At 74.5% G+C, this 21,703-nt stretch carries 16 protein-coding genes; 9 read left to right on the top strand and 7 right to left on the bottom strand.

Annotated elements, in window-relative coordinates:
* Positions 1-205: 205 nt before the first annotated feature.
* A complete protein-coding gene (locus ACW14Y_RS02145; RefSeq protein ID WP_380391590.1) occupies positions 206-1,606 on the bottom strand; it encodes an MFS transporter in 1,401 nt (466 codons plus the stop codon).
* Between the two features lie 115 nt (positions 1,607-1,721).
* A complete protein-coding gene (locus ACW14Y_RS02140; RefSeq protein WP_380391593.1) occupies positions 1,722-3,563 on the bottom strand; it encodes a glycoside hydrolase family 15 protein in 1,842 nt (613 codons plus the stop codon).
* Between the two features lie 226 nt (positions 3,564-3,789).
* Between ACW14Y_RS02140 and ACW14Y_RS02135 the strand changes: the two genes are divergently transcribed.
* A complete protein-coding gene (locus ACW14Y_RS02135) occupies positions 3,790-3,990 on the top strand; it encodes a hypothetical protein (protein WP_266309134.1) in 201 nt (66 codons plus the stop codon).
* Positions 3,991-4,011: 21 nt separating this feature from the next.
* Here ACW14Y_RS02135 and ACW14Y_RS02130 read toward each other — a convergent pair whose 3' ends face one another.
* Positions 4,012-6,912 (bottom strand): LuxR C-terminal-related transcriptional regulator, encoded by a 2,901-nt coding sequence (locus tag ACW14Y_RS02130; protein ID WP_456985663.1) that lies wholly within the window; start codon positions 6,910-6,912, stop codon positions 4,012-4,014.
* Positions 6,913-7,172: 260 nt separating this feature from the next.
* Here ACW14Y_RS02130 and ACW14Y_RS02125 point away from each other — a divergent pair, with 260 nt between their 5' ends.
* A complete protein-coding gene (locus ACW14Y_RS02125) occupies positions 7,173-7,736 on the top strand; it encodes a hypothetical protein (protein WP_380308671.1) in 564 nt (187 codons plus the stop codon).
* Between the two features lie 91 nt (positions 7,737-7,827).
* On the opposite strand, the gene ACW14Y_RS02120 is transcribed toward ACW14Y_RS02125, so the two are convergent.
* Genes ACW14Y_RS02120 through ACW14Y_RS02110 form a run of 3 tightly spaced genes read right to left on the bottom strand, consistent with a single transcriptional unit; the run spans position 7,828 to position 10,269 of the window.
* Positions 7,828-9,447 carry an MFS transporter gene (locus ACW14Y_RS02120; protein WP_380308669.1) on the bottom strand — a complete coding sequence of 540 codons (1,620 nt, stop codon included), beginning with the start codon at positions 9,445-9,447 and terminating at the stop codon, positions 7,828-7,830.
* A gap of 2 nt (positions 9,448-9,449) precedes the next feature.
* Entirely contained in the window at positions 9,450-9,731 is a 282-nt protein-coding gene (locus ACW14Y_RS02115) for an SHOCT domain-containing protein (protein WP_380308667.1), read from the bottom strand.
* Positions 9,732-9,783: 52 nt separating this feature from the next.
* Complete coding sequence (locus ACW14Y_RS02110; RefSeq protein ID WP_380308665.1) at positions 9,784-10,269, bottom strand: DUF6325 family protein; 486 nt, start codon at positions 10,267-10,269, stop codon at positions 9,784-9,786.
* Between the two features lie 352 nt (positions 10,270-10,621).
* Here ACW14Y_RS02110 and ACW14Y_RS02105 point away from each other — a divergent pair, with 352 nt between their 5' ends.
* Positions 10,622-12,043: a hypothetical protein gene (locus ACW14Y_RS02105; protein ID WP_380308663.1), complete on the top strand. Its 1,422-nt coding sequence runs from the start codon at positions 10,622-10,624 to the stop codon at positions 12,041-12,043.
* Positions 12,044-12,077: 34 nt separating this feature from the next.
* Here the strand turns inward: ACW14Y_RS02105 and ACW14Y_RS02100 are convergent, their stop codons facing one another.
* Entirely contained in the window at positions 12,078-12,476 is a 399-nt protein-coding gene (locus ACW14Y_RS02100) for an SHOCT domain-containing protein (RefSeq protein WP_380308661.1), read from the bottom strand.
* A 464-nt stretch (positions 12,477-12,940) separates the two neighbouring features.
* On the opposite strand from ACW14Y_RS02100, the gene ACW14Y_RS02095 reads away from it, so the two are divergent.
* The 6 genes from ACW14Y_RS02095 to ACW14Y_RS02070 all read left to right on the top strand — a co-directional run bounded on the left by ACW14Y_RS02095 (position 12,941) and on the right by ACW14Y_RS02070 (position 21,540).
* Complete coding sequence (locus tag ACW14Y_RS02095; protein ID WP_456985662.1) at positions 12,941-14,308, top strand: ABC transporter substrate-binding protein; 1,368 nt, start codon at positions 12,941-12,943, stop codon at positions 14,306-14,308.
* A complete protein-coding gene (locus tag ACW14Y_RS02090) occupies positions 14,305-15,246 on the top strand; it encodes a carbohydrate ABC transporter permease (RefSeq protein WP_456985661.1) in 942 nt (313 codons plus the stop codon). The genes ACW14Y_RS02095 and ACW14Y_RS02090 overlap by 4 nt, the downstream gene beginning before the upstream one ends.
* The gene (locus ACW14Y_RS02085; protein WP_380312244.1) at positions 15,246-16,094 is read left to right on the top strand and encodes a carbohydrate ABC transporter permease; all 849 of its coding nucleotides are present in this window, start codon (positions 15,246-15,248) and stop codon (positions 16,092-16,094) included. The genes ACW14Y_RS02090 and ACW14Y_RS02085 overlap by 1 nt, the downstream gene beginning before the upstream one ends.
* A 98-nt stretch (positions 16,095-16,192) precedes the next feature.
* Positions 16,193-18,007 carry a glycoside hydrolase family 36 protein gene (locus ACW14Y_RS02080; protein ID WP_456985660.1) on the top strand — a complete coding sequence of 605 codons (1,815 nt, stop codon included), beginning with the start codon at positions 16,193-16,195 and terminating at the stop codon, positions 18,005-18,007.
* Between the two features lie 49 nt (positions 18,008-18,056).
* A complete protein-coding gene (locus ACW14Y_RS02075) occupies positions 18,057-19,076 on the top strand; it encodes a LacI family DNA-binding transcriptional regulator (protein ID WP_380444222.1) in 1,020 nt (339 codons plus the stop codon).
* 43 nt (positions 19,077-19,119) lie between these two features.
* A complete protein-coding gene (locus ACW14Y_RS02070; protein WP_456985659.1) occupies positions 19,120-21,540 on the top strand; it encodes an RICIN domain-containing protein in 2,421 nt (806 codons plus the stop codon).
* Positions 21,541-21,703: the final 163 nt, after the last annotated feature.

Below are 21,703 nucleotides of genomic sequence, written 5' to 3'. Positions count from 1 at the left end.
CAGTTCCGGGTGGCGGGCGGACGACGCGGACGACGCCCGCCCGCGGCACGGAGCGCCGCCCGGGCGGGCTGTCATGTCCTGCGTACTCGGTGGGTCGAGAATCGCCACTGTTGGATTTTTCGTCAATAGCCGTGGCACAACCCGCCCGTGCCAATACCGGCGGGGACCTCGCCGAGGGCACCCGCGGGGCTCGGCGGCCCGTCGCTCAGCGGCCGTCCGCGCCGGTCGGCCGGTCGTGCGGAAGGAACAGCGCCGCGCCGAGGCCGACGACCCCGAACGCGGCGAGGACGATCATCGCCGCCGCGTACCCGCCGTTGGTGAGTTCGGCGACCAGGATCGTGCCGGCGATGGCGGTGCCCAGCGAGGAGCCGAGGTTGGAGATGCTGCGCGACAGGCCGGAGATCTCGCCCTGCCGGCTGTCGGGGAAGGCGGACTGCACCACGTTGACCGAGGGGGTGAGCATCAGTCCGAGACCCAGCCCGATCAGCAGCAGCCCGGGGGTGAAGGCCCAGATGTCGTCGACGGCGCGCACCAGCAGCAGCAGGACGACGATGCCGGCGGTGGTCGTCGCGAAGCCGGTGACGATCAGGGCGCGCTGGGACCACCGCTTCGCCAGCCGTTCGGCGCCGAGCGAGGAGGCGAGCAGGCCCAGGGTGGCGGCGGTGAAGACGCCGCCGGTGGCGATGGCGCTGTAGCCGCGGACCACCTGGAGGTACGCGCCGACCGTGAACGAGACGCCCATCAGCACCAGCCACTGCGCGTTCTGGGTGACCAGGCCGAGGTTGGAGACCCGGTCGCGGAACAGCGAGGTGGCCAGCAGCGGTTCCCGGCCGGACCGCTCCAGCCGGCGGATCCAGCCGAAGAAGCCCGCCAGCACGGCCGCGCCGGCCGCCAGCAGACCGGCCATCAGCCACACATTGTCGTCCGCGGCGAGGATGCCGGTGACCAGCAGGACCAGGCCCGCGGCCGACAGGACGGCGCCGACGGCGTCGAAGGGCCGGTCGGGGTCGGGCGGCAGCGGGTCCTCCAGGGTGCGGGTGAGGAGGAGGATCAGCGCCACCACCACGACCTGGAAGCCGAAGTTGGCCCGCCAGCCGATCGCGGTGGTCAGCAGGCCGCCGATCAGCGGGCCGGCCGCCGCGCCGATGCCGCCGAGGGCCATGATGGCGCCGAACGCCTTGGCCCGGGCGGCGGTTCCGGTGAACAGCAGCGTGGTCAGGATGTAGACCGGGGGGATCAGCAGGGCGGTGCCGACGCCCTCCAGCACCGAGTTGCCGAGGATCAGCACGCCGAGCCCGGGCGCCGCCGCGCTGAGCAGCGCGCCGACCCCGTAGACGGCGAGGCCCAGCATCAGGCAGCGCTTGCGGCCCCAGCGGTCGGTGAGCTTGCCGCCGGGGATCATCAGCGCGGCCATCACCAGCAGGAAGACGGTGATGGCGACCTGGACGCCCTGGACCGTGGTGTCGAGGTCGGCGCTGATGTCATTGATCATCACATTCATGCTGGAGCCGGCGAAGCTGCAGATGAACTGGGCCAGGGCCAGCGGGACGAGGACGTGCCGCCCGCCCGCCGTGCTCGTGCGGGCCCCCGGTGCGGCGGTGGTCATTCCGGGCTCCTCTCGAACGTCCGCGTTCCGCAGGCCTGGTGCGGGTCGGCGGTCGGCCGGCAGTCGGTCGGTGGCCGGTCGGTGGCCGGTCGGTGGCCGGTCGATGGCCGGTCGGTCAGGCGATGCCCCGCCGGTCGAGCTCCTCGTCCAGGGCGAGGGCCGCGTCGATCAGCGCGAGATGGGTGAACGCCTGCGGGAAGTTGCCCAGTTGCTCGCCGGAGGGCCCGATCTCCTCGGCGAACAGGCCGACGTGGTTGGCGTAGGTGAGCATCTTGTCGAAGGCGTACCGGGCCCGCTCGATCCGGCCGGCCCTGGCCATGGCCTCGACGTAGAGGAAGGTGCAGAGGTTGAAGGTGCCCTCGGAGCCGCGCAGTCCGTCGGGGGAGGCGGCCGGGTCGTAGCGGTAGACCAGGCTGTCGCAGACCAGTTCGCGGTCCATCGCGTCGAGGGTGGACAGCCAGTCCGGGTCGGTGGGGGAGAGGAAGCCGACCTTGGGCATCAGCAGCAGCGAGGCGTCCAGCACCTCGGTGCGGTAGTGCTGGGTGAACGCCCGGCGCTCGGGGTTCCAGCCGCGCTGCACGATCTGGCGCAGGATGTCGTCCCGCTCCGAGGTCCAGCGGTCCAGGTCCGCGGGGCGGGCGTGGGCGCGGGCGAGCCGGATCGCGCGGTCGAAGGCCACCCAGCACATCAGCCGGCTGTAGGTGAAGTCCTGCCGGCCGCCCCGGGTCTCCCAGATCCCCTCGTCCGGGCGGTCCCACTGCTCGGTCAGCCAGTCGACCATCCGGCGGAACGCGTCCCAGCCGCGCAGCGCGCCCATGTCGCCGCGGCCGTCGCCGTCGCCGGCCGCGAAGGCGAACGCCGCCTCGCCGTAGATGTCCAGCTGGAGCTGGTCGGCGGCGCCGTTGCCGACCCGCACCGGGGCGGAACCCCGGTAGCCCTCCCAGTGCGGCAGCGTCTCCTCGCCCAGCAGGTGTTCGCCGTCCACCCGGTACATGATCCGCAGCCCGTCGTGCTCGGTGCCGGCGCTCTCGATCCGCTCCCGGACCCAGCTGCGGAAGGTCTGGGCCTCCTCCCGGAAGCCGAGGCCGATCAGGGTGTGCACGGACAGCGAGGCGTCCCGGATCCAGGTGTAGCGGTAGTCCCAGTTCCGCTCGCCGCCGATCTGCTCCGGCAGGCCCATCGTCGCGGCGGCGATCGGCGCGCCGGTCGGGTGGTAGCTGAGCAGCTTGAGCGTGATCGCCGAGCGGTCCACCATCTGCCGCCAGCGGCCCCGGTAGGTCGAGGACCTGAGCCACTCGTACCAGAACGAGCGGCAGGCCTCGAAGGCCGCCCAGTTCGCGCTGTCGTCCGGGGCGGCGGGCGGCTCGGCGCCGGAGGGCAGGGCGGTCAGGCACACGGTCGCCGTCCGCCCCGCCTCCAGGACGAACCGGGCCGTCACGTCGGCCCCGTCCGGCCGCAGCTCCACCGGCCCGGTGGCCTGCACGCAGAGGTCCTGGCCGGGCCCCCGCAGCCGCACACCGCGCTCGTCGAGCACGGTCAGGCTGTGGTCGGCGCGGCCGTAGTCGAACCGGGGCCGGCACTCCAGGACGAACGGCACCCGGCCGCGGACCACCCGGGCGGCCCGGACGATCCGGTGCCGGTCGCTCGGGGTCGGCGAGGTGTCGGGCGGCATGAAGTCGACCACCTCCGCCACCCCGTCGGGGGAGAGGAAGCGGGTGACCACGATCGCCGTCCCGGCGAGGTAGAGCTGCTTGACCGTGACGTCCGGCACCGCTTCCCGGTCGACGGCGAGCCGGCACCGGCCGCCCCCGGCGTCGTCCAGCAGGGCGGCGAACAGGCTGGGGGAGTCGAACCGCGGGGCGCACCACCAGTCGATGTCGCCGGCCGTGGAGACGAGGGCGGCGGTCTGGAGGTCGCCGATCACGCCGTGCTCGGCGATCGGGGGGTAGTGACTCATGACGGGGACTCCCCTGGCGGACGGAGGGACTACCGGCGCGGCCACCGTACGGACCGCCGCCGGGTCGGCGGATCACCCGCCGTGGGTGACCGCCCGCCGCGCCGCCGCGCGATCGGTCCGTCCACCTCGGGCCGCTGCCCGCGCGGTCACCTCACGGGGGTGATGCGGCGGCCTCCGCGCGGCGGCCAGACTGGACGCCACCGCCGAGGCGAAGGGAGCCGGCCCCATGCGCTACGAGATCCGGGTGTCCGGCGTACTGCAGGAGACGACCCGCCGGGAGGGCTTCCCGGAGCTGGCGAGCACGGTCGTCCCGGACCAGACGGTGCTGGTCGGCGAGGTGGTCGACCAGGCCCACCTGTACGGGCTGCTGAACCGGTTCCAGGCGCTCGGGCTGACGGTCACCGAGCTGCGCCGGCTGCCGGAGTAGCCGTCCGGGCCCCGGGTCGGCTCAGGGCGCGTCCAGCAGGCGCAGCCGGGTGGCGGTGCGCACCGCGTCCCGGCGGTTGGCCGTCCGGAGCTTGCGGTTGACGCTCTTGAGGTGCGTCTTGACGGTGTTCGGCGACACGTACAGCTCGTCGGCGATCTCCTGGGTGGACAGCAGCCGGGCGGCGCAGAGCAGGATCTCCCGCTCCCGCCCGGTCAGCGGCTCGACCGGCGCACCCGCCGCCGGCAGCGGTTCGGCGGTCGGCCCGGTGGCCGCCCCGGCAGTCGTCCTGGCACTCGGCCCGGTGGCCGCCCCGGCAGTCGTCCTGGCAGTCGGCCCGGCGGCCGTTCCGGTGTCCGGACGCCGCTCCGGGGCCGGGTCGCGGGCGGGCGGGCGCAGATCGGCCGGCAGCCAGCCGTGGGCGCGCGCCAGGTGCGGCAGCGCGCGCAGCCGCCGGCGCACCCAGGGCGCCGACTCGCGGAACGGCCGGCGCAGCCGCTCCGGCTCGGCGGCGGCGAGGGCCTCGGCCAGCAGCCGGGCGCTGTCGGGCCCGTCGTGCTCGGCCGCGGCCTGCGCCAGCAGCAGCAGCGCCCGGGTGCGGGTCGCGCTGCCCACGGCCGGGTCGTCGCGCAGGGCCCGCAGTCCGGCCAGGGTGTCCTGTTCGTCCCGGCCGGCCGCGAGCCGGGCCCGGGCCGCCACCACCAGGGAGTCCGGCGCCCGGAGCGGCACGTCGTCCAGGGCCGCCATCGCCGCCGCCGGCCGTCCGGCGGCCAGGTGCGCGGCGCAGGCCGTGACGGCGAGGCGCTCACGGCTCCAGTCGGAGGTCCGGTCCGCGAGCCCGTGCCGCCGGGTCTCGTCCAGCAGCCGCAGCGCGCTGTCCGGTCGGCCCTGGGCCAGGAGCAGCCCGGCCCGGACGACGCCGGTCCCCAGGGTGACCACCGGGTCGTGGTCCGGCGCGCGGCCGCCGGTCGTCCGGTGCAGCGCCGCCCCGGCCTCGGCCGGCTCGTCGCGCTCCAGGGCGGTGGCGGCCAGCACGAGGTCCCGGACCTCGGTGCGGCTCTCCGGCGGCAGGCTGGACCGGTCGGCCTCCTCGTCCGCCTGGCGCACCCGGCGCTCGGCCCGTCCCGGCCAGCCGCGCAGGTGGTCGACGAGCGCCAGCCGGCACAGCGCGTCGTGGCGCAGCCGGGCGGTGGTGGGCGAGACCGGGGCCCGCGCCGCGCGTTCCAGCGCTCGGCAGGCCTCGTCCAGGCGCCCGTGCCAGAGCAGCGTCGAGCCGAGGTCGGCGGCCATCAGGGTGAGCAGTTCGGGGTGCCGCTCCGGCAGGTCGGCGGGCACCCGGTGCTCCAGTTCCCCGGCCCGGCGGGCGGCGCGGTCGGCGAGCGGGGCCGAGCCGAGCAGCCGGGCGGCGCCGGTGCGCACCAGGACGGCCGCCAGCTGGAGCGCGGTCCGATCGGCGGGCAGCAGCGGTTCGACGTGCTCCAGGATCGTCAGGGCGCTCGCGGCCTCGTCGCGGGTGAGGTGGACGGCCGCGCGGACCAGTTCGGCGGCCGGGCTGTGCTCGGTCGGCGGCATCCGGGCGAACAGCGCGCACAGCCGGGTCGCGTCGCGCCCGGCCAGCAGCTCGCCGAGGGCGAACTCGTCGACCAGCAGCCGCGCGGCCAGCGCCCAGGCCCCGGCCTCGGCCGCGTGGTCCAGCGCGGCCCGGTACTGGCCGTGCCCGGCGAGCCAGTGCGCGGCCCGCACCCGCAGCTCGTCGACCCGCTCCGGGGCGGCGGCCCGCAGGTGCAGGCGCAGGATCCCGGCGAACATCGGGTGCAGCCGGTACCAGCCGTCGGGCAGCGCGTCGGTGAAGGCGTTGTCCTGGTGCAGCCGGTCCAGGATCCGCCGCCCGTCGCGGCGGCCGGTGAGCGCGTCGGCGAGGTCGGGGTGGACCCGGCCCAGGAGGCTGCAGCGCAGCAGCAGGTCCTGGGTCGGCGCGGGCTGGGTCCGCAGCACCTCGGCGAGCAGGAAGTCCGAGAGCGCGGTGGGACCGGCGTCGATCCGTCCGAGGTACGCCTCGGGGTCGTCGGCCTCCTGCGCGGCGAGGGCGAGCAGCCGGACCCCGGCCGTCCAGCCGGACAGCGCGTGGTGCACGGCCCCGACGGCGGCCGGGCCGACCCGCAGCCCGTGCCGCTCCAGCACGGCGGCGGTCTCGGCGCGGTTCAGCGCGAGCTCGCCCGCCCGGATCTCGGCCAGCTCGCCCGCCGCCCGGTAGCGGTGCAGGGGCAGCAGCGGCTCGCTGCGGCCGACCAGGACGAGCCGCAGCCGGCCGTCGGTGTGCCGGACCAGGTCGTGCAGCTGTTCGGCGAGCCGGAGGTTGTCGAGGTGCTCGCACTCGTCCAGGACCAGGACCGTCGGCCGGGGGCGGGCGTTGATCCAGGCGGCCAGCCGCAGCAGCAGGGACGGTTCGACGTGCTCGGCCCGGGCGGGTGCGCCCACCTCCGCGGGCAGTCCGGCGACGCCGGTCTGCAGGGCTTCGCGGACATAGGCCCAGAAGGTGCCGGGCTGGTTGTCGCTCGGCTCCAGGGTGAGCCAGCCGGCCGGGCCGGGGAGGCGGCCGCGGGCCAGCCAGTCGGCCACCAGCAGGGTCTTGCCGGCTCCGGCCGGGCCGTTGACCAGGGTCACCGGGCGGAGCGCCGCCGCGTCGAGGCGGCCGAGCAGGCGGTCGCGGTGCAGGAAGGCGGCGGCCGGCGGGTGGGGCGGCCGGACCCGGGTGGCGAGCATCGGGTCGCCGTTGGGCAGCCGCGCCGGGGCGGGCGGGTCCGCGGGGGCGTCCGCGCCCGCCGTCGGCACCGGGGAGGCGGGCGCGGGGGCGGGAGGGAGCACCGGTGGGGCGGCGTGCCCGGCCGGGACGAGGGGTGCGGGTGCTGCGCGGGTGTACGGCATGGGGCCACCGCCTGGTGGTTCGGCCCGGGAGTGCGTGCGGGTGCGACGCCTCCCGGGACGCGGTCCCCGGCGGCGGGCGCCGCCGGACAGCCCGGGGAACGTCCCTTCGACCGTAGTACGGCCCCGCGGCCGGGTGCCATCCGAGCCGGGCCCGGCCGGTACGGGGCCCGCCCGCCGGAGGTGGCCGGGCGGGGCCCGAGCGGCGAGGATCGCGGCAAGGACTCGGCGAGCCGGCCGAGCACAGCCCCCAGGAGGCCGCCGTGAGCGTCCCCGGACCGGCACCCCGCCGCCGCGTCCCCGGCCCGTCCGGACCGGGCGCGGCCGTGCCGGGCGCCGACCTCCCGGGCTCGGACTTCCCTGAACGGCGGACGGACTACTCGGGCGCGGTCTACGGCTCGATGCTGGCGGCCTCCGTGATCGCCGCGTCCAGTCTCCAGGAGCCTCATCCCCGACTGGCGCTCATCCTGCTGCTGGTGGTCACCGGGCTGACCTTCTGGGCCGCCCACGTCTACGCGCACATCGCCGGGCAGCGCGAGGCGGGCAAGGACGTGACCTTCCGCCAGGTGCGCCGGGTCGGCCGACACGAATGGCCGATCGTCGAGGCCGCGGCGCTGCCCGCGCTGGCGGTCCTGGTCAGCCCGTGGCTGGGCACCGGGGAGAACGCCTGGCTCGCGCTGGCGGTCGCCATCTGCCAGCAGGTGGCCTGGGCCACCCTGGGGGCCCACCGGGCCGGCGCCCGGCCCCGCCAGGTCGTCGCCGAGGGCGCCGTCAACCTGGTGCTGGGACTGGTGATCGTCGCGGCCAAGGTCGCGGTCGGTCACTGAGCCCTCGGTCACTGAGCCCGTCGGCCACCGAGCGGTCGGTCGCTGCGCACGCCGGCCGGGCGGACGGGGGACGCGCCGGGGAGGGCGCGGTTCAGTCACCCGTTCGGCGGGACGGCCGGGCGGCCGTCCGCGGACCCGGCCGGGTGGCCGGCAGGTGGCCGGTGAACAGCACCGCGCCGGCCGTGATGCAGGAGCAGGCGAGCACGGCCGCCTTGAGACCGTCGATCTGCGCGTCCTGGTAGTTCTCCACCACGGCGGCCGCCTCCTCCGGCGGCACGTCCGGCCGCGCCGCCAGCGCCGAGGCCACCTGGTCGGCCGGTACGAAGGACAGACCGGCCTCCACCTGGACGGCGGTCTGCTGCGCGACGGCCCCGGAGACCCGGGGATCGCTCTCGATCTGGCTGGTCACCGAGGTCGCGAGGGCACCGATCAGGATCGCCCCGATCAGCGCCGTCCCGAGCGAGGAGCCGAGGTTCTGCGCGGTGTACTGCAGCCCGCCGGCCTCGCTGCGCTCCTCCGGCTGCACGCTGGACTGCACCGTGTTGCCCAGCTGCGAGGCGAGCATCCCCATCCCGATGCCGAGCAGGGCCATCGCCCCGGCGAAGGAGGCGCCGTGCAGGTCGGGGCCGATCGCCGTGATCAGCCACAGCGTCGCGGCGAGCAGGACCAGCAGTCCCGCCCTGGCGATGGTGCGCGGCGAGGCGTAGCGCAGCAGCAGGGTGCCCGACATCGAGGCGCCGAGCATCGTCACCGACACCGGCAGCAGCCGCAGGCCGGTCTCGAAGGCGTTCAGGCCCTGCACGACCTGGAGGTAGAGCGGGATGACGAAGAACAGGCCCAGCAGGACGGTGTTCTGGTTGAACAGGGTGGTCAGCCCCGAGCGCAGCGTCCGGTTGCCGAACAGGTCGAGCGAGACCAGGGGCGTGCGGCCCCGGCCCTCGCGCCGTCGCTCGTGCACGCAGAACGCGTAGGTCAGGGCGGCGCCGAGGGCGACGACGAACAGGGTCGGCGCGAAGCCGAGCACGGTGAACGGCGGGTTGCGCGGCTGGACCCAGCCCCAGGTGCCGCTCTGCAGCACGGCCAGCACCATCAGGGCCAGGCCGGAGGCGGACAGCACGACGCCGAGCAGGTCGAGCCGGGGCGGGTCGGTCGGCCGGGGCTGGGCCGGCACCCAGCGCATCAGCAGCAGGATCGTCACCACCAGCACCACTTCGCCGGCGAACACCAGCCGCCAGGTCAGATAGGTGGTCACCCAGCCGCCGAGCAGCGGGCCCACCGCGATGCCGGCGCCCGCGAGGCCGCCGATCACGCCGTAGGCGACGGCCCGGTCGCGCCCGGAGTAGGAACCGGCCACCAGGGCGGCCAGCGCGGGCAGGACCAGGGCCGCCCCCAGGCCCTCGATGATCGACCAGCCGAGCGCGAGCACCCCGACCGTGGGCGCCACCGCGGTCAGCCCCGAGCCGACCGCGTAGACGACCAGCCCGACCACGAAGACCCGGCGGCGGCCGTACATGTCGCCGATCTTGCCGCCGGTCAGCATGAAGGCCGCCATCACCAGGGTGTACAGGGTGATGACGGCCTGGATGGCGGTCACCTCGGTGTCGAAGTCCTCGACCAGCTGGCTGATCGAGACGTTCATCACCGAGGCGTCCAGCACCATCAGGAACTGGGCCGTCCCGAGGACGACCAGGGGCTTCCAGCGGTTCGCCATGATCAGCTGCCGAGGATCCGGGCCTTCTGCGCGGCGAACTCCTCCTCGGTGAGGACCCCCTGGTCCTTGAGTGTCGCGAGGTCCTTGAGCTGGTCCAGCTTCTCCTCCATGGTCGGCGCGGCGGGCGCCGCGGCGGCCGGCGGGGGCGCGGCCGGGGCGGGTTCGGCGTAGGACTCCTGTTGCGCCCAGCGGCCGGCCTGGCGGCGGGAGACTCGGTTGGAGACGGCGGTGGCCGTTCCGGCGACGACCGCGGTGCGGGCGACGCCACGTAGCAGTCCGGGCATGGCTTCCTGCCTGGGGTGAGGGAGATCGGGGGTGGGGTGGGGGCCGCGCGGGTCAGCCCGCGGCGTCGAGCTCCTCCAGCGCGTCCAGCACCTCCAGGAGGTCCTGGACCGGGACGCGGCCACTGGCGACCATGCGCGCGTCGGCCCGCCGCAGGGCGGCGGCCAGCGGCGCGGCCCACCGGTTCTCGTAGAGGAGCACCACGGCGGAGTCGCCGGGCTCCAGGAGCAGACCGGCCTCGGTGACGTCGGCGTCCCCCAGCAGACCGGAGGAGGCGCCCTCGAAGACGGTCAGGTCGAGGACCCCGTCGCCGTCCACGTCGGCCAGTTCGACGGCGGTGACCGCGCCGGCCTCGTCCTTGTTGACGAAGATCAGGTCGAGGATCCGGACGATGTCGCGTTCGACCAGGTCGACCAGCAGCGGCAGGCCCTCGCCGCTGAGGTGACTGCCGGGGAACGCGATCACCAGGTAGTCGATGGGGCCGAGGTCGACCGGTTCGGATTCGCCCGCCCCACCGGGCGCATCGGGTGCGTTGCTCACGTCGGCTCCTCCGGGCGTAGGGGGTGCGGTCCGGCCGGTCGGGTGCGCCGGTCGGGGGCCGGTCCGGGCGCCGCCCGGACACCGACCCGGAGCGACGCTAACCCGCCGGCCCCGGCCACCGGCTCACCTGTTCGGGGTGACAGGGCGGGAGCGCCCCCGGGGGTGATCGGGGGTGATCGGGGGTGATCCGGCGGGACCGGTCCCGGTCCGGGTCACCCCGCTGGGTCAGCCCTGCTCGCCGAGCGCCGCGCGGGGCCCTTGGCTGGACGCACCGGTGTTCGCGCCTCGCGGCGCCACCGGTCCGCCCGGGGCGCCCCCGACCCCGGGCCGCCCAGGACGAGGAGCCGCGCCCATGCCACCGACCGAGCCCGGCCCCGGGCAGCCCGGCCCCGCGCAGCCCGGCCGCCCGGACAGCGTCGAACTGGACGCGCTGCACCGCCGGGTCGCCGAGCTGGAGGCGGACGCCCGGAGCAAGAAGGAGCACCACCGGCTGCGCACCACCGGCGCGGTCGTCCTGGTGGTGGTCGCGTCGGTGCTGTCGCTGCTCGCGGTGATCGCGGTCTGGGCCCACGACGAGATCACCGACACCGACCGGTTCGTCGCCACCATGGCGCCGCTGGCCCACAACCCCGACGTCCAGAGCGCCCTGGCCAACCGGATCACCGACGCCGCGACGGAGCAGATCGACGTCAAGGCCCTGGTGAACGACCTGTCGCAGGCCGCCGCCGAACAGGGCGTGCCGCCCCGGCTGGCCCAGCTGCTGGGCGGTCTGACCGGCCCGCTGGAGGGGGCGCTGACCAATCTGGTGCACTCCGCCGCCGACCGGGTGGTCACCAGCGACGCCTTCGCCACCGTCTGGGAACAGGCGGTCCGGGCCGGGCACGCCACCATGGTCAAGGCCCTCACCGGCGAGGGCGGCGGCGCGGTGGTGCTGAAGAACGACGAGGTCGTGATCGACATCGGGCCGATGGTGGACCGGGTGAAGACCGCCCTGGTCCAGGCCGGGTTCGCGCCCGCCGCCAAGATCCCGGAGGTGCACACCCAGTTCGTGGTGTTCTCCTCGCCCGACCTCGCCAAGATCCGCGGCGGCTTCCGGCTGCTGGAGATCCTCGGCTGGTGGATGCCGGTGGTCACGGTCCTGGTCGCGGCCGGCGCGGTGTTCACGGCCGTCAACCGCCGCCGCGCGCTGGCCGGCGCCGCCCTCGGCATCGCGGCGGCGATGCTGCTGCTCGGCCTCGCGCTGACGGTGTTCCGCTCCTACTTCCTGGACCACCTGCCCACCGACGCCTCGCCCGCCGCGGCCGGCGCCGTCTACGACGCGCTGGTGACCTATCTGCGCACCTCGGTGCGGGTGGTCGGCTTCCTGGCCCTGGTGGTGGCGCTCGGCGCGTTCCTCATCGGCCCCTCGCGGGCCGCCGTCACCGTCCGCTCGGTGGCCGGGCACGGGGTGGCGGCGCTGCGCTCGGCGGCCGACTCGGCGGGCTTCCGGGCCGGGCCGGCGGAGCGTTTCGTCCGCCGCTACAAGCGCTGGACGGGCGTGGCGATCCTGGTCGTCGCCGCCGTGCTGTTCGCCTTCTGGGACCACCCGACGGCGATGGTGGTGTTCTGGTTCGCCGTGGTGGTGCTGGCCGCGTTCGCGATCCGCGAGTTCCTCGCCCCCGCCTACCGGACCGCCGCCCCGGTGGAGCCGCCGCCGGCGCCCGGGCCGCCGCCCGGGCCGCCGACGCCGCCCGCGCCGCCGGGACCCCCGACCGTGACGGTCCAGGGCCCCTGACGGCACCGTTCCCCTTGCCTCTCCCGCGGGCCGGTCACTCCAGCACGAGCGCCTTGGCGCGCTGGTACTCCTCCTCCGTGATGGAGCCGTCCCGCCGCAGGTCCGCCAGCCGGGCCAGTTCCTCGGTGGGGCTGGTCCGCTTGGCCTCGGACCCGGCCGCGTCCCGCACGTAGTCCCGGAACTCGGCGTCCGCCTGCTTCACCCGGGCCATCTCCCGCATCCCCATGCCCTTGCCCCGCGCGATCAGGTAGATGAACACGCCCAGGAACGGCAGCACGATCAGCAGCACGCACCAGCCGGCCTTGCCCCAGCCGCCGACCGAGTCGTCCCGGAAGAGGTCCCCGAAGACCCGGAACAGGAGCATGAACCAGAGGATCCACAGGAAGAACCACATGGTCGTGAGGAAGATGTTCAGCAGTGGGTAGTCGTCCATCGCCTGCCTCCGGAGAACGAGCCGACCGGACCACCGGGGTACGGGGTCCGACCCCCCGTGGCCCACGGTGACGCCCACCGCCCGCGAGCGCACCACCCCGGGCGGGTGAGGCGGGACCGCCGCGGAGCCCGGACGGAGCGCGCCGGGACACCGGTCCCGGACCGCCGCCGACGCTTCGGCGCCGCCCGGCCGCCACCGCGCCGACCTGCGAAGCCCGTGCCGCCGAAGCCCGGCGGCACGGGCTTTCGCGTGCCCGGACCGGGCTCTGCCGTCACGTTGTAACGTTTTCGCTCTGTGCGACGAAAAATTCTCGAAAACTGTTGTTAACCCTCTGTGGCCTGGCTAGATTCACTCCCGTTCCCGCGATCGGCGGGACGGCGGCGGCACCGATCGGTGGTGCGTCGCAGTCGGTCGGGACCGCCGCGTGCGGCGGCGGTCCCGAGCAGAGCGAAGGAGCTCCGGGCATGGGTGGCAGAATCGTGGGCGGGCCGAGTCGGCGCGGTTTCCTCAAGGGGATCGGCGCGGCCGCGGTGGCCGCCGGCGGGGGTTCGGTCCTGGCCGCGTGCGGCGGTTCGGACTCCGGCGGGGGAGATGCGGGCGGCTCCGGCGAGCTCTCCGGCTCGGTCACCGTGTGGAGCTGGAAGAACCCGGCGGCCGAGCTCAAGGCCCTGATACCGGCCTTCAACGCCGTCCACCCCAAGGTCAAGGTGACCGTCCAGGACATCGGCAACCCGGCGATCTGGGACAAGATCACCATCGCGATGGCCGCCGGCGGCCAGGGCCTGGCCGACGTGCTGCACATCGGCGTCGACTACCTGCCCGGCTACATCGAGAAGTTCCCGGGCGGCCTCGCGGACCTCGGCGCGCTGGGCGCCGACAAGTACGCCGACGCCTTCGCACCGGGCCTGTGGCAGACCGTCTCCCGCCAGTCCAAGGTCTACGCCCTGCCGTGGGAGGCCAACGCGAGCGGCTTCTTCTACCGCGACGACCTCTTCCGGAAGGCCGGCGTCGACGCCGCCTCGCTCGCCACCTGGGACGACGTCGTCGCCGCGGGCAAGAAGGTCAAGGACGCCACCGGCACCGCGCTGCTGGCCGTGGACCGCTCGGCCTCGCAGGCCGACTCGGCCAACCTCTTCCAGCTGCTGCTCCAGCTCCAGGGCACCTTCTACTTCAACATCGACGGCAAGATCACCATCAACTCGCCGGAGGCCGTCCGGGCGCTCACCCTGATCAAGGAGATGAACGACGCCGGGCTGCTGCTCGACGTCCAGGGCTCGCCCGGCGCGCCCGGCTACGACGCCGCCGTCAAGGCCGGCAAGGTCGCCGTCTGCCCCAACCCCGCGTGGTACGGCGGCTACATGGAGTCCCTCGCCGCCGACCAGAGCGGCAACTGGCGCCTGATGCTCCCGCCGGCCGTCACCCCCGGCGGCTCGCGCTCGGCGATCGTCAACTCCACCCACCTGGCCGTCGCCGGCTCCAGCAAGAACCAGCGGGCGGCGTTCGCCTTCGCCGAGTTCGCCCTCACCCGGCCCGAGTCCCAGGTCCCGATCTACAAGAACAAGGGCATCTTCCCGGCCCTGCTCAAGGCCTACGACGACCCGGCCTTCCATGCCGAGAGCGCCTTCTTCGGCGGCCAGAAGTACGCCGAGGTGCTCCTGGAGGAGCTGTCCAAGCCGTCGGTGCCGACCAACTACACCGCCGACTACGCCCGGGCGCTCAAGGTCATCGACGACGCCCAGACCAAGGTCCTGCTCCAGGGCGCCGACCCGGCCACCGTGCTGCGCGCCGCCGCCGACCAGCTCGTCCAGCAGACCCTGAGGGCCCAGGCATGACCACCGCGACCCCGGCGAGGGCGGGAGCCGGATCCCGCCCCGGACCCGCCGCCGCCCCGGCCCGCCGGCGGGCGGGCCGGGCCGGCGGCGCCCGCCTGGCGCCGTACCTGTTCGTCCTCCCGGCCCTCGCGCTGTTCGCCGCCTTCCGGCTGTACCCCGTGGTCTGGTCCTTCGTCCTCAGCCTCTACCGGACCGAGGGCACCACCCAGACCTGGACCGGCCTCGGCAACTACGAACGGCTGCTGCACGACCCGCTGTTCTGGAAGGCGCTCGGCAACACCGCGCTGATCCTGGTGGTCCAGGTGCCGGTCATGCTCGCCCTCTCGCTGGGCCTGGCGGTGGCGCTCAACTCGGCGCTGCTGCGCTGGAAGCCGCTGTTCCGACTGGGCTTCTTCCTGCCGGTGGTGACCGGCCTGGTCACCTACGGCCTGATGATGGGCGCCCTGCTCAACCAGGACTCCGGTGCCGTCAACTGGCTGCTCCAGCTGGTCGGCCTGCCCGAGGTGCACTGGCTCAACGACCCGTTCTGGGCCCGGGTGTCCATCATGCTCGCGCTGACCTGGCACTACACCGGCTACAACGCGGTCATCTACCTGGCCCGGCTCCAGTCGATCCCGGCCGAGCACCACGAGGCCGCCGCCGTCGACGGCGCCGGCCCCCTGCGCCGGTTCTGGCACGTGACCCTGCCCGGGCTGCGCCCGGCCCTGCTGCTGACCGTGGTGCTCTCCACCATCGGCACCCTGCAGCTGTTCGACGAGCCGTTCATCATGACCGGCGGCGGCCCCGACAACGCCACCACCACCATCGGCGTGTACCTGTACCAGACCGGCTTCCGGTACTTCGACTTCGGCTACGCGTCCGCCATCGGCTACGCGCTGGTCCTGATCATCTCGCTGTTCGGCCTCGTCCAGGTCAAGCTCGCCAAGGAGGAGGACTGATGGCCACCACCACCAGCCCCGCGTTCCGCGCGTCCCGACGCGGCCAGGTACTGCTCACCGCCGGCATGCTCGCCCTGCTCGCCTTCACGGTCGCACCGCTCTACTGGCTCGCGATCGCCTCCACCCACACCGCGCACGACATCTTCGGCCGTCCGCCGCAGCTGCTGCCGGGCGGTGAGCTCGGCACCAACCTCGGCCACCTGGAGGAGTCCGTCGGCTTCGGCCGGGTGGTGCTCAACTCCCTGATGCTGTCGGTCACCTACACCGTGCTCGGCGGGATCGTCTGCACCCTGGCCGGCTACGGCTTCGCCAAGTTCCGCTTCCGCGGCCAGGGCCTGATGTTCTCCGTACTGCTGCTCGCCCTGGTGGTGCCGACCCAGCTCACCATCGTCCCGCTGTTCAAGATGATGGTGAACCTGGACTGGCTCAACACCTACCAGGCCGTGCTGCTGCCCAACCTGGCCCTGCCGTTCGGCATCTTCCTGATGCGCCAGTCCATGAGCGCGCTGCCGGACGAACTGCTCCAGGCCGGCCGGATCGACGGCTGCGGCGAGCTGCGGCTCTTCCTGCGGATCGCGCTGCCGACCATGCGTCCGGCCCTCGCGGCGCTCGCCATGTTCCTGTTCCTGTTCCAGTGGAACGACTTCCTGTGGCCGCTGATCGCGCTGCGCGACCCGGCCTCGTACACCGTCCCGGTCGCCCTGGCGGCGCTCACCGGCAGCTCCGACGTCGACTACGGCCAGCTGCTCACCGGCACCGCCGTCGCGGCGGTCCCGATGGCCGTGCTCTTCCTCTTCCTGCAGAAGCACTTCGTCTCCGGGATGCTCGCCGGGGCCGTCAAGCAGTGACCACGGCAGCACCGCACCCCGGCAGTACCCCCGGCACCGCCGGCCCCGGCCCCACCGGTACGACCCCCCACCCGACCCCGACCCGAGAGAGGCCCGCCGTGCAGACCGGCTCCATCGACCTCGCCGCGCTGCCCACCTTCACCCCGGACCAGTGGGAGGGCGGCACGCACGAACTGCTGCGGCACGGCGCCCGGATCACCGTCCAGGCCGCGCCCGGCACCGTCGACACGGCCCCCGCGGCCGACGACACCGCCTGGAACACCGCCGGGATCACCGCCACCGCCGACACCGAGGTGACCGTCCGCCTGGACGTCCCGCTCGGCGACGCGGCCGGCTTCTGGCACCCCAACGCCGGCTGGGAGCGCACCCTGCCCGCCGACTGGTCGCCCTGGCGCCCGGTCTCCCTGGTGGACTCCGCCCCGGTGGGCTGCCTGTACGACACCGCCGGGCGCACCGTGCTCGCCTTCGCGGCCGACCGCACCGTCCGGCAGACCGCCGTGCGGTTCGGCGTCAGCGAGGAGCACAAGCGCTTCGGCGTCTGGCTGCGCTTCCCGCTCGCCGCGGGGGAGACCTTCCGGCTGCGGCTCAGCGCGCCCGGCACGACCCTGGCCGCCGCCCTGCGCGACCTGCGGGAGTGGTTCGCCGCCCTGCCCGGCGGCACCCCGCTGCCCACCCCCGACTTCGGCCGCACCCCGGTCTACTCCACCTGGTACGCCTTCGCCCAGGACGTCACCGCCGCCGGCGTCGAGCGGGAGGCCGTGCTCGCGGCCGAACTCGGCTGCGGGCAGCTCTTCCTGGACGACGGCTGGCAGCTGCACGGCGACGGCCGGGGCTACGCCGGCTGCGGCGACTGGACCGCCGACCCGGTCAAGTTCCCCGACCTGCGCGCCCACGTCGGGACCGTGCGGGCGGCCGGCCTGCGCTACACCGCCTGGATCGCCCCGCTGCTGCTGGGCGAGCGCGCCGAGGCCCACCGCACCTGGGCCCGGTTCGCCCCGCACCACGTGCACCGGCTGGACTGCCGGATCCTCGACCCGCGCCACGCCGAGGTCCGCGAGCACGTGGTCCGGGTCTGCCGCGACGCCGTCGCCGACTACGGCCTGGACGGGCTGAAGATCGACTTCCTGGACGAGGCCGTGGCCTACGGCGCGGCCCCCGTGCCCGAGGACGCCGGTCCGGGCTTCGTCGCCGACGTCGGCGAGGCGATGGCCCTGCTGCTCGGCCTGCTGCGCGAGGAGCTCAGGGAACTGCGCGGCGACGAGTTCGTGATCGAGCTGCGCCAGCGCTACACCGGCCCGGCCATGACCGCCTACGGCAACCTGCTGCGCGCGATCGACTGCCCGGCCGACGCGGTCGCCAACCGGGTCCGCACCCTGGACATCGCCATGCTGGCCCCCGGCGGCGCCGTCCACTCCGACATGCTGATGTGGGACCCGGAGGGCTCGCCCGAGGTGCTCGCCCGGCAGGTCCACGGCGCGCTCCACTCGGTGCCGCAGATCTCCGCCCGGCTCACCGAACTCCCCGCGCCGCACCGCGAGGCGCTGGCGTTCTGGCTGGCCGCCTGGCGCCGGCTGGCACCCGCCCTGACCGGCGGCCACTACGAGCCTGGCCGTCCCGACGAGCTGTACCCGCAGGTCACCGCACGGCACGGCGACCAGTGGGTGGTCACCGCCTACGACGAGCGCCCGGTCGCCCTGCCCGCCGGCCCCTGGCAGGACCTCACCCTGGTGAACGCCTCGACCGCCGGCCGCCTGCTGCTGGAGGTCGAGGGGCCCGCCCGCCGGGTCCGGATCGCGACCCACGACGCGGCGGGCCGGCCCGGTCCCGAGCTGCTGCTGGACCTCGCGGCGGGCCTGCACTCGGTCGCCGTCCCGGCCGGCGGTCTGTGCGACGTCACCGAGGCCACGGGATGACATAGTTACGGCCGACCGGCCAAACGATCAACGCATTGGGGGCAGGGAAATGGAGCAGGAGAAAATCGGGATCACCGAAGTCGCGCAGCACGCCGGTGTCAGCGTGGCCACCGTCAGTCGGGTGCTCAACCGCAAGGCCGGCGTGTCGCAGAAGACCCGTCAGCTGGTCGAGCGCGCCATGGAGGAGGTCGGCTACGAGCGCGGCGCCGCCTCCGGCGGCATCGTCGGGGTGATCACCCCCGGACTGTCGATCCCGATCTTCGGCGCGATGGCGGAGCGGATCGGCCTCGCGCTGGCCCCGCACGGCCTGCGGGCCGTGGTCTGCCCGGCGCTGCCGGGCGGCGTCCAGGAGCGCGACTTCCTGAAGTCCCTGCTGGACCTCGGTGCCAGCGGAATAGTGTTCTGCTCCGCCAGCAACACCCTGGAGAACTTCGACCCCGAGGTCCTCCAGCTGCTGGAACACCGCCCCGTCCCCTACGTCTGCATCAACGGCCGGTTCGAGGACAGCTCCTCCGTCGCCTTCTCCACCGACGACGCCTACGCGGCCGAGCTGTCGGTGCGCCACCTGTACGGACTCGGCCACCGCCGGATCGCGATGGCGGCCGGCCCGGTCGGCAACCGCCCGACCGACCGGAGGGTGGCCGGCTACCGGTCCGCGATGACCGCGCTCGGCCTCGGCGAGGACGAGCAGCTCGTGGTGCACCAGACGTACTCGGTCGAGGGCGGCCAGTTCGCCGCCGAGCAACTGCTCGCCCGGGGCGTCACCGGAGTCATCGCCGCCAGCGACCAGATGGCGCTCGGCGCGATCCGGGCCATCCGCCGGCAGGGACTGTCCGTCCCCGAGGACATCTCTGTGATCGGCTACGACGACGGCCCGCTGATGGAGTTCACCGATCCCCCACTGACCACGGTGCGCCAGCCCGTCGACCGGCTGGCCGCCGAGGTCGCCCGGGCCCTGGTCGGCCTGCTCTCGGGCCACCAGGTCCCGGTCGGCGAACTGATGTTCCAGCCGGAGGTGGTCGTGCGCGGCACGACCGCCCCCCACCACCCCCGACGGCCGCCAGCCTGAGGCCGCCGGGGGCGCCCCTTCCACAACGATGTCGGAGGATACGTTGCCCCACCCCGTTCCCCGTCGCAGCGCGCCGCGCGTCCACGCCCACCTGGGCCTGGTCTCCCTCGCCGCGAGCGCCCTGACCCTGCTCCCCGCCGGCGCGGCCCGTGCCGCCGCCGAGCCGGTGGCCGCCGGAGCCGCCTACACCGTCGCCTCCGCCGCCAGTGGCCAGTGCCTGGGCGGCCTGTGGGCCGCCGGCACCGACCGCACCCCGGTCGTCCAGCAGCCCTGCCAGGGCGTCCTGGGCCAGCGCTGGCAGTTCACCCCCAACGGCCGGGGCGGCTACCGGATGTCCGACCGCTCCGCCCCGCAGTCCTGTCTCAACGTCGAGGGCGCCTCCACCGCCCCCGGCGCCGGGCTGATCGAGTACGCCTGCGACGACTCGGCCAACGAGCAGTTCACCCTGGAGAGCGCGGCGAACGGCGCCTTCCTGGTCCACCCCGCCAACAGCGCGCTCTGCCTCGACCTGCCGAACGGCGCCCCCACGCCGAACGCGCGGGTCCAGCAGTACACCTGCCACGGCGGCGTCAACCAGCGGTGGCTGCTGACCCGGGCCGACCCGCTGGTGTTCGGTGACCCGGGCTTCGAACAGAACGGCAGCGGCTGGACCTTCGGGCCCCACACCGGTACCGCCGGGAACAACGCGCACCGGGGCTCGCGGGCCGCCTACCTGGACGCCGGCACCGGCTACCGGATCAGCCGGAGCACCACCGCGCCGCAGGCCGGCGGTTACGACATCGGCGCCTGGATCGCCTCCGGCGCGGCCGGCGGCACCCTGACCGTGCAGGTCAACGGCGCCACCGCGGGCACCGTGACGATACCCTCGCAGCGCGTCTACGCCCAGTACACCGTGTCCGGCGTGCGGGTGGCGGCGGGCGACACCGTTACCGTGGCCGTCGACTCGGCACCCGGAGGCTGGGTCAACGTCGACGACGTCACCGTGGCCCCCGCCGCCCCCAACGCGCCGCGGATCACCTCCTCCGACGCCACCGTCACCGCGATGTTCGAGTGGGCCCGGGCCAAGGCCAACTCCTTCGCCTCCCAGCCCGGCGCCACCGGCGCGCTCAACGCGGACGAGGGCAACAGCGGCGGCAGCGGCCAGGGCGCCTACGCCGCCTCCTACTGGGCCGGCTACCCGTACCGCTCCGGGTTCTACTCGCGGGACTTCGCGCACCAGGTGGTCGGCGCCCACCTGCTCGGCCTCGACGGGGCCACCAAGACGATGCTCCGCTCCTTCGCCTCCTCGGCGGCCGGCGCCCCGGACCACATGCCGTACTGGGCGGTCAACTTCGACGCGAAGACCCCGCTGTCGATCGACTACCGCAGCCCGACCTCGTTCGTCCGCGAGCTCCCCGCCGCCTTCGAGCTCGCCCAGAAGATCGACGAGGCGTACAGCTGGACCGGGGACACCGACTACCTGAACGACCCGGCGATGTCCGCGTTCGTCGCGAGCACCGTCGGCCCGTACATCACCGGCCACACCGGCCCGATCGACAACGGCGGCGTCCCCGTCGCCCAGGCCACCAGCGGCGACATCTTCAAGGGCGTCGCCAGCTACAACGAGAACGGTGCCACGCTCGCCGAGTCCGGCGACGCCATCGCCTCCCAGTACCGCGCCTATCTGTCCGCCGCCGCGCTGGCCACCGCCAAGGGCGACACCGCCGCGGCCGCCGGGCTGAACGACCGGGCCGCCACCCTGAAGTCCTACTTCAACTCCACCTGGAGCGTGGACCCGAGGAACCCCGGCCGGGTGGTGCGCGCCTACGACGTCAACGGCACCGCGTACAGCGACTGGGGCAAGGAGAACTCCTGGTTCGTCCCGCTCAAGGGGATCATGGACCCGGGCGCCCGGCAGAACGACTACCTGGCCTGGATCGACACCCAGGCCTCCGGCAGCGGCGCGCCCGAGAACCTGGAGGCCGCCACCTACCTGCCCGACGTCTTCTTCGCCCACAACCAGCCCGCGAACGGCTGGAAGTGGATGCGCTACGTCTACGACCGGGCCGGCGCCCTCCACAGCACCGGGCGCTTCCTCAACGGCGACTACCCCGAGATCGCCTTCACCCTGCTCGGCCAGACCGTCCAGGGCCTGCTGGGTGTCCGGCCCGACGCCGCCGGGCAGGCGCTCACCACCGCCTCCGGCCTGCCCGCCGAGATGGGCTGGCTGCAGCTCAGCTCCGTCCCCGTCGGCACCGGCACGGTGACCCTGCGCCACGACGGCGGCACCCGGTCGACGCTGACCAACACCTCCGCCGCCGGCAGCCTGACCTGGACGGCCCGGTTCACCGGCGCCCACGGCGGCATCACCGTCGACGGCGCCGCGCAGACCGCCCGCACCGTCACCGTCGACGGGACCGTGTACACCTACGCCACCGTCACCGTCCCGGCCGGTCGCACCTCGGTCGTCGAGGTCACCGGCTGACAGACCCCCGGCCGGGGCGCGGGATTCCCCCACGCCCGCGCCCCGGCCGGGCCTCCGTGGTCCGCCCCCGCCCCCACCGGAGCGGGGGCGGACCCGTGGACGACAGGGCTCCACCGGCCTGCGCCGGGTGGAGCCCGTCGTCGTTCGCCCTGCCGCGCTCTCG

This window comes from Kitasatospora sp. cg17-2, assembly GCF_054031055.1.
This window is presented reverse-complemented; position numbering and strand designations above follow the sequence as displayed.

Excerpts from the sequence above, each read along its gene's own strand:
- ACW14Y_RS02145 (WP_380391590.1), bottom strand. The coding sequence starts at position 1,606 with ATGACCACCGCCGCACCGGGGGCCCGCACGAGCACGGCGGGCGGGCGG.
- ACW14Y_RS02140 (WP_380391593.1), bottom strand. The coding sequence starts at position 3,563 with ATGAGTCACTACCCCCCGATCGCCGAGCACGGCGTGATCGGCGACCTC.
- ACW14Y_RS02135 (WP_266309134.1), top strand. The coding sequence starts at position 3,790 with ATGCGCTACGAGATCCGGGTGTCCGGCGTACTGCAGGAGACGACCCGC.
- ACW14Y_RS02130 (WP_456985663.1), bottom strand. The coding sequence starts at position 6,912 with ATGCCGTACACCCGCGCAGCACCCGCACCCCTCGTCCCGGCCGGGCAC.
- ACW14Y_RS02120 (WP_380308669.1), bottom strand. The coding sequence starts at position 9,447 with ATGGCGAACCGCTGGAAGCCCCTGGTCGTCCTCGGGACGGCCCAGTTC.
- ACW14Y_RS02115 (WP_380308667.1), bottom strand. The coding sequence starts at position 9,731 with ATGCCCGGACTGCTACGTGGCGTCGCCCGCACCGCGGTCGTCGCCGGA.
- ACW14Y_RS02105 (WP_380308663.1), top strand. The coding sequence starts at position 10,622 with ATGCCACCGACCGAGCCCGGCCCCGGGCAGCCCGGCCCCGCGCAGCCC.
- ACW14Y_RS02100 (WP_380308661.1), bottom strand. The coding sequence starts at position 12,476 with ATGGACGACTACCCACTGCTGAACATCTTCCTCACGACCATGTGGTTC.
- ACW14Y_RS02095 (WP_456985662.1), top strand. The coding sequence starts at position 12,941 with ATGGGTGGCAGAATCGTGGGCGGGCCGAGTCGGCGCGGTTTCCTCAAG.
- ACW14Y_RS02090 (WP_456985661.1), top strand. The coding sequence starts at position 14,305 with ATGACCACCGCGACCCCGGCGAGGGCGGGAGCCGGATCCCGCCCCGGA.
- ACW14Y_RS02085 (WP_380312244.1), top strand. The coding sequence starts at position 15,246 with ATGGCCACCACCACCAGCCCCGCGTTCCGCGCGTCCCGACGCGGCCAG.
- ACW14Y_RS02075 (WP_380444222.1), top strand. The coding sequence starts at position 18,057 with ATGGAGCAGGAGAAAATCGGGATCACCGAAGTCGCGCAGCACGCCGGT.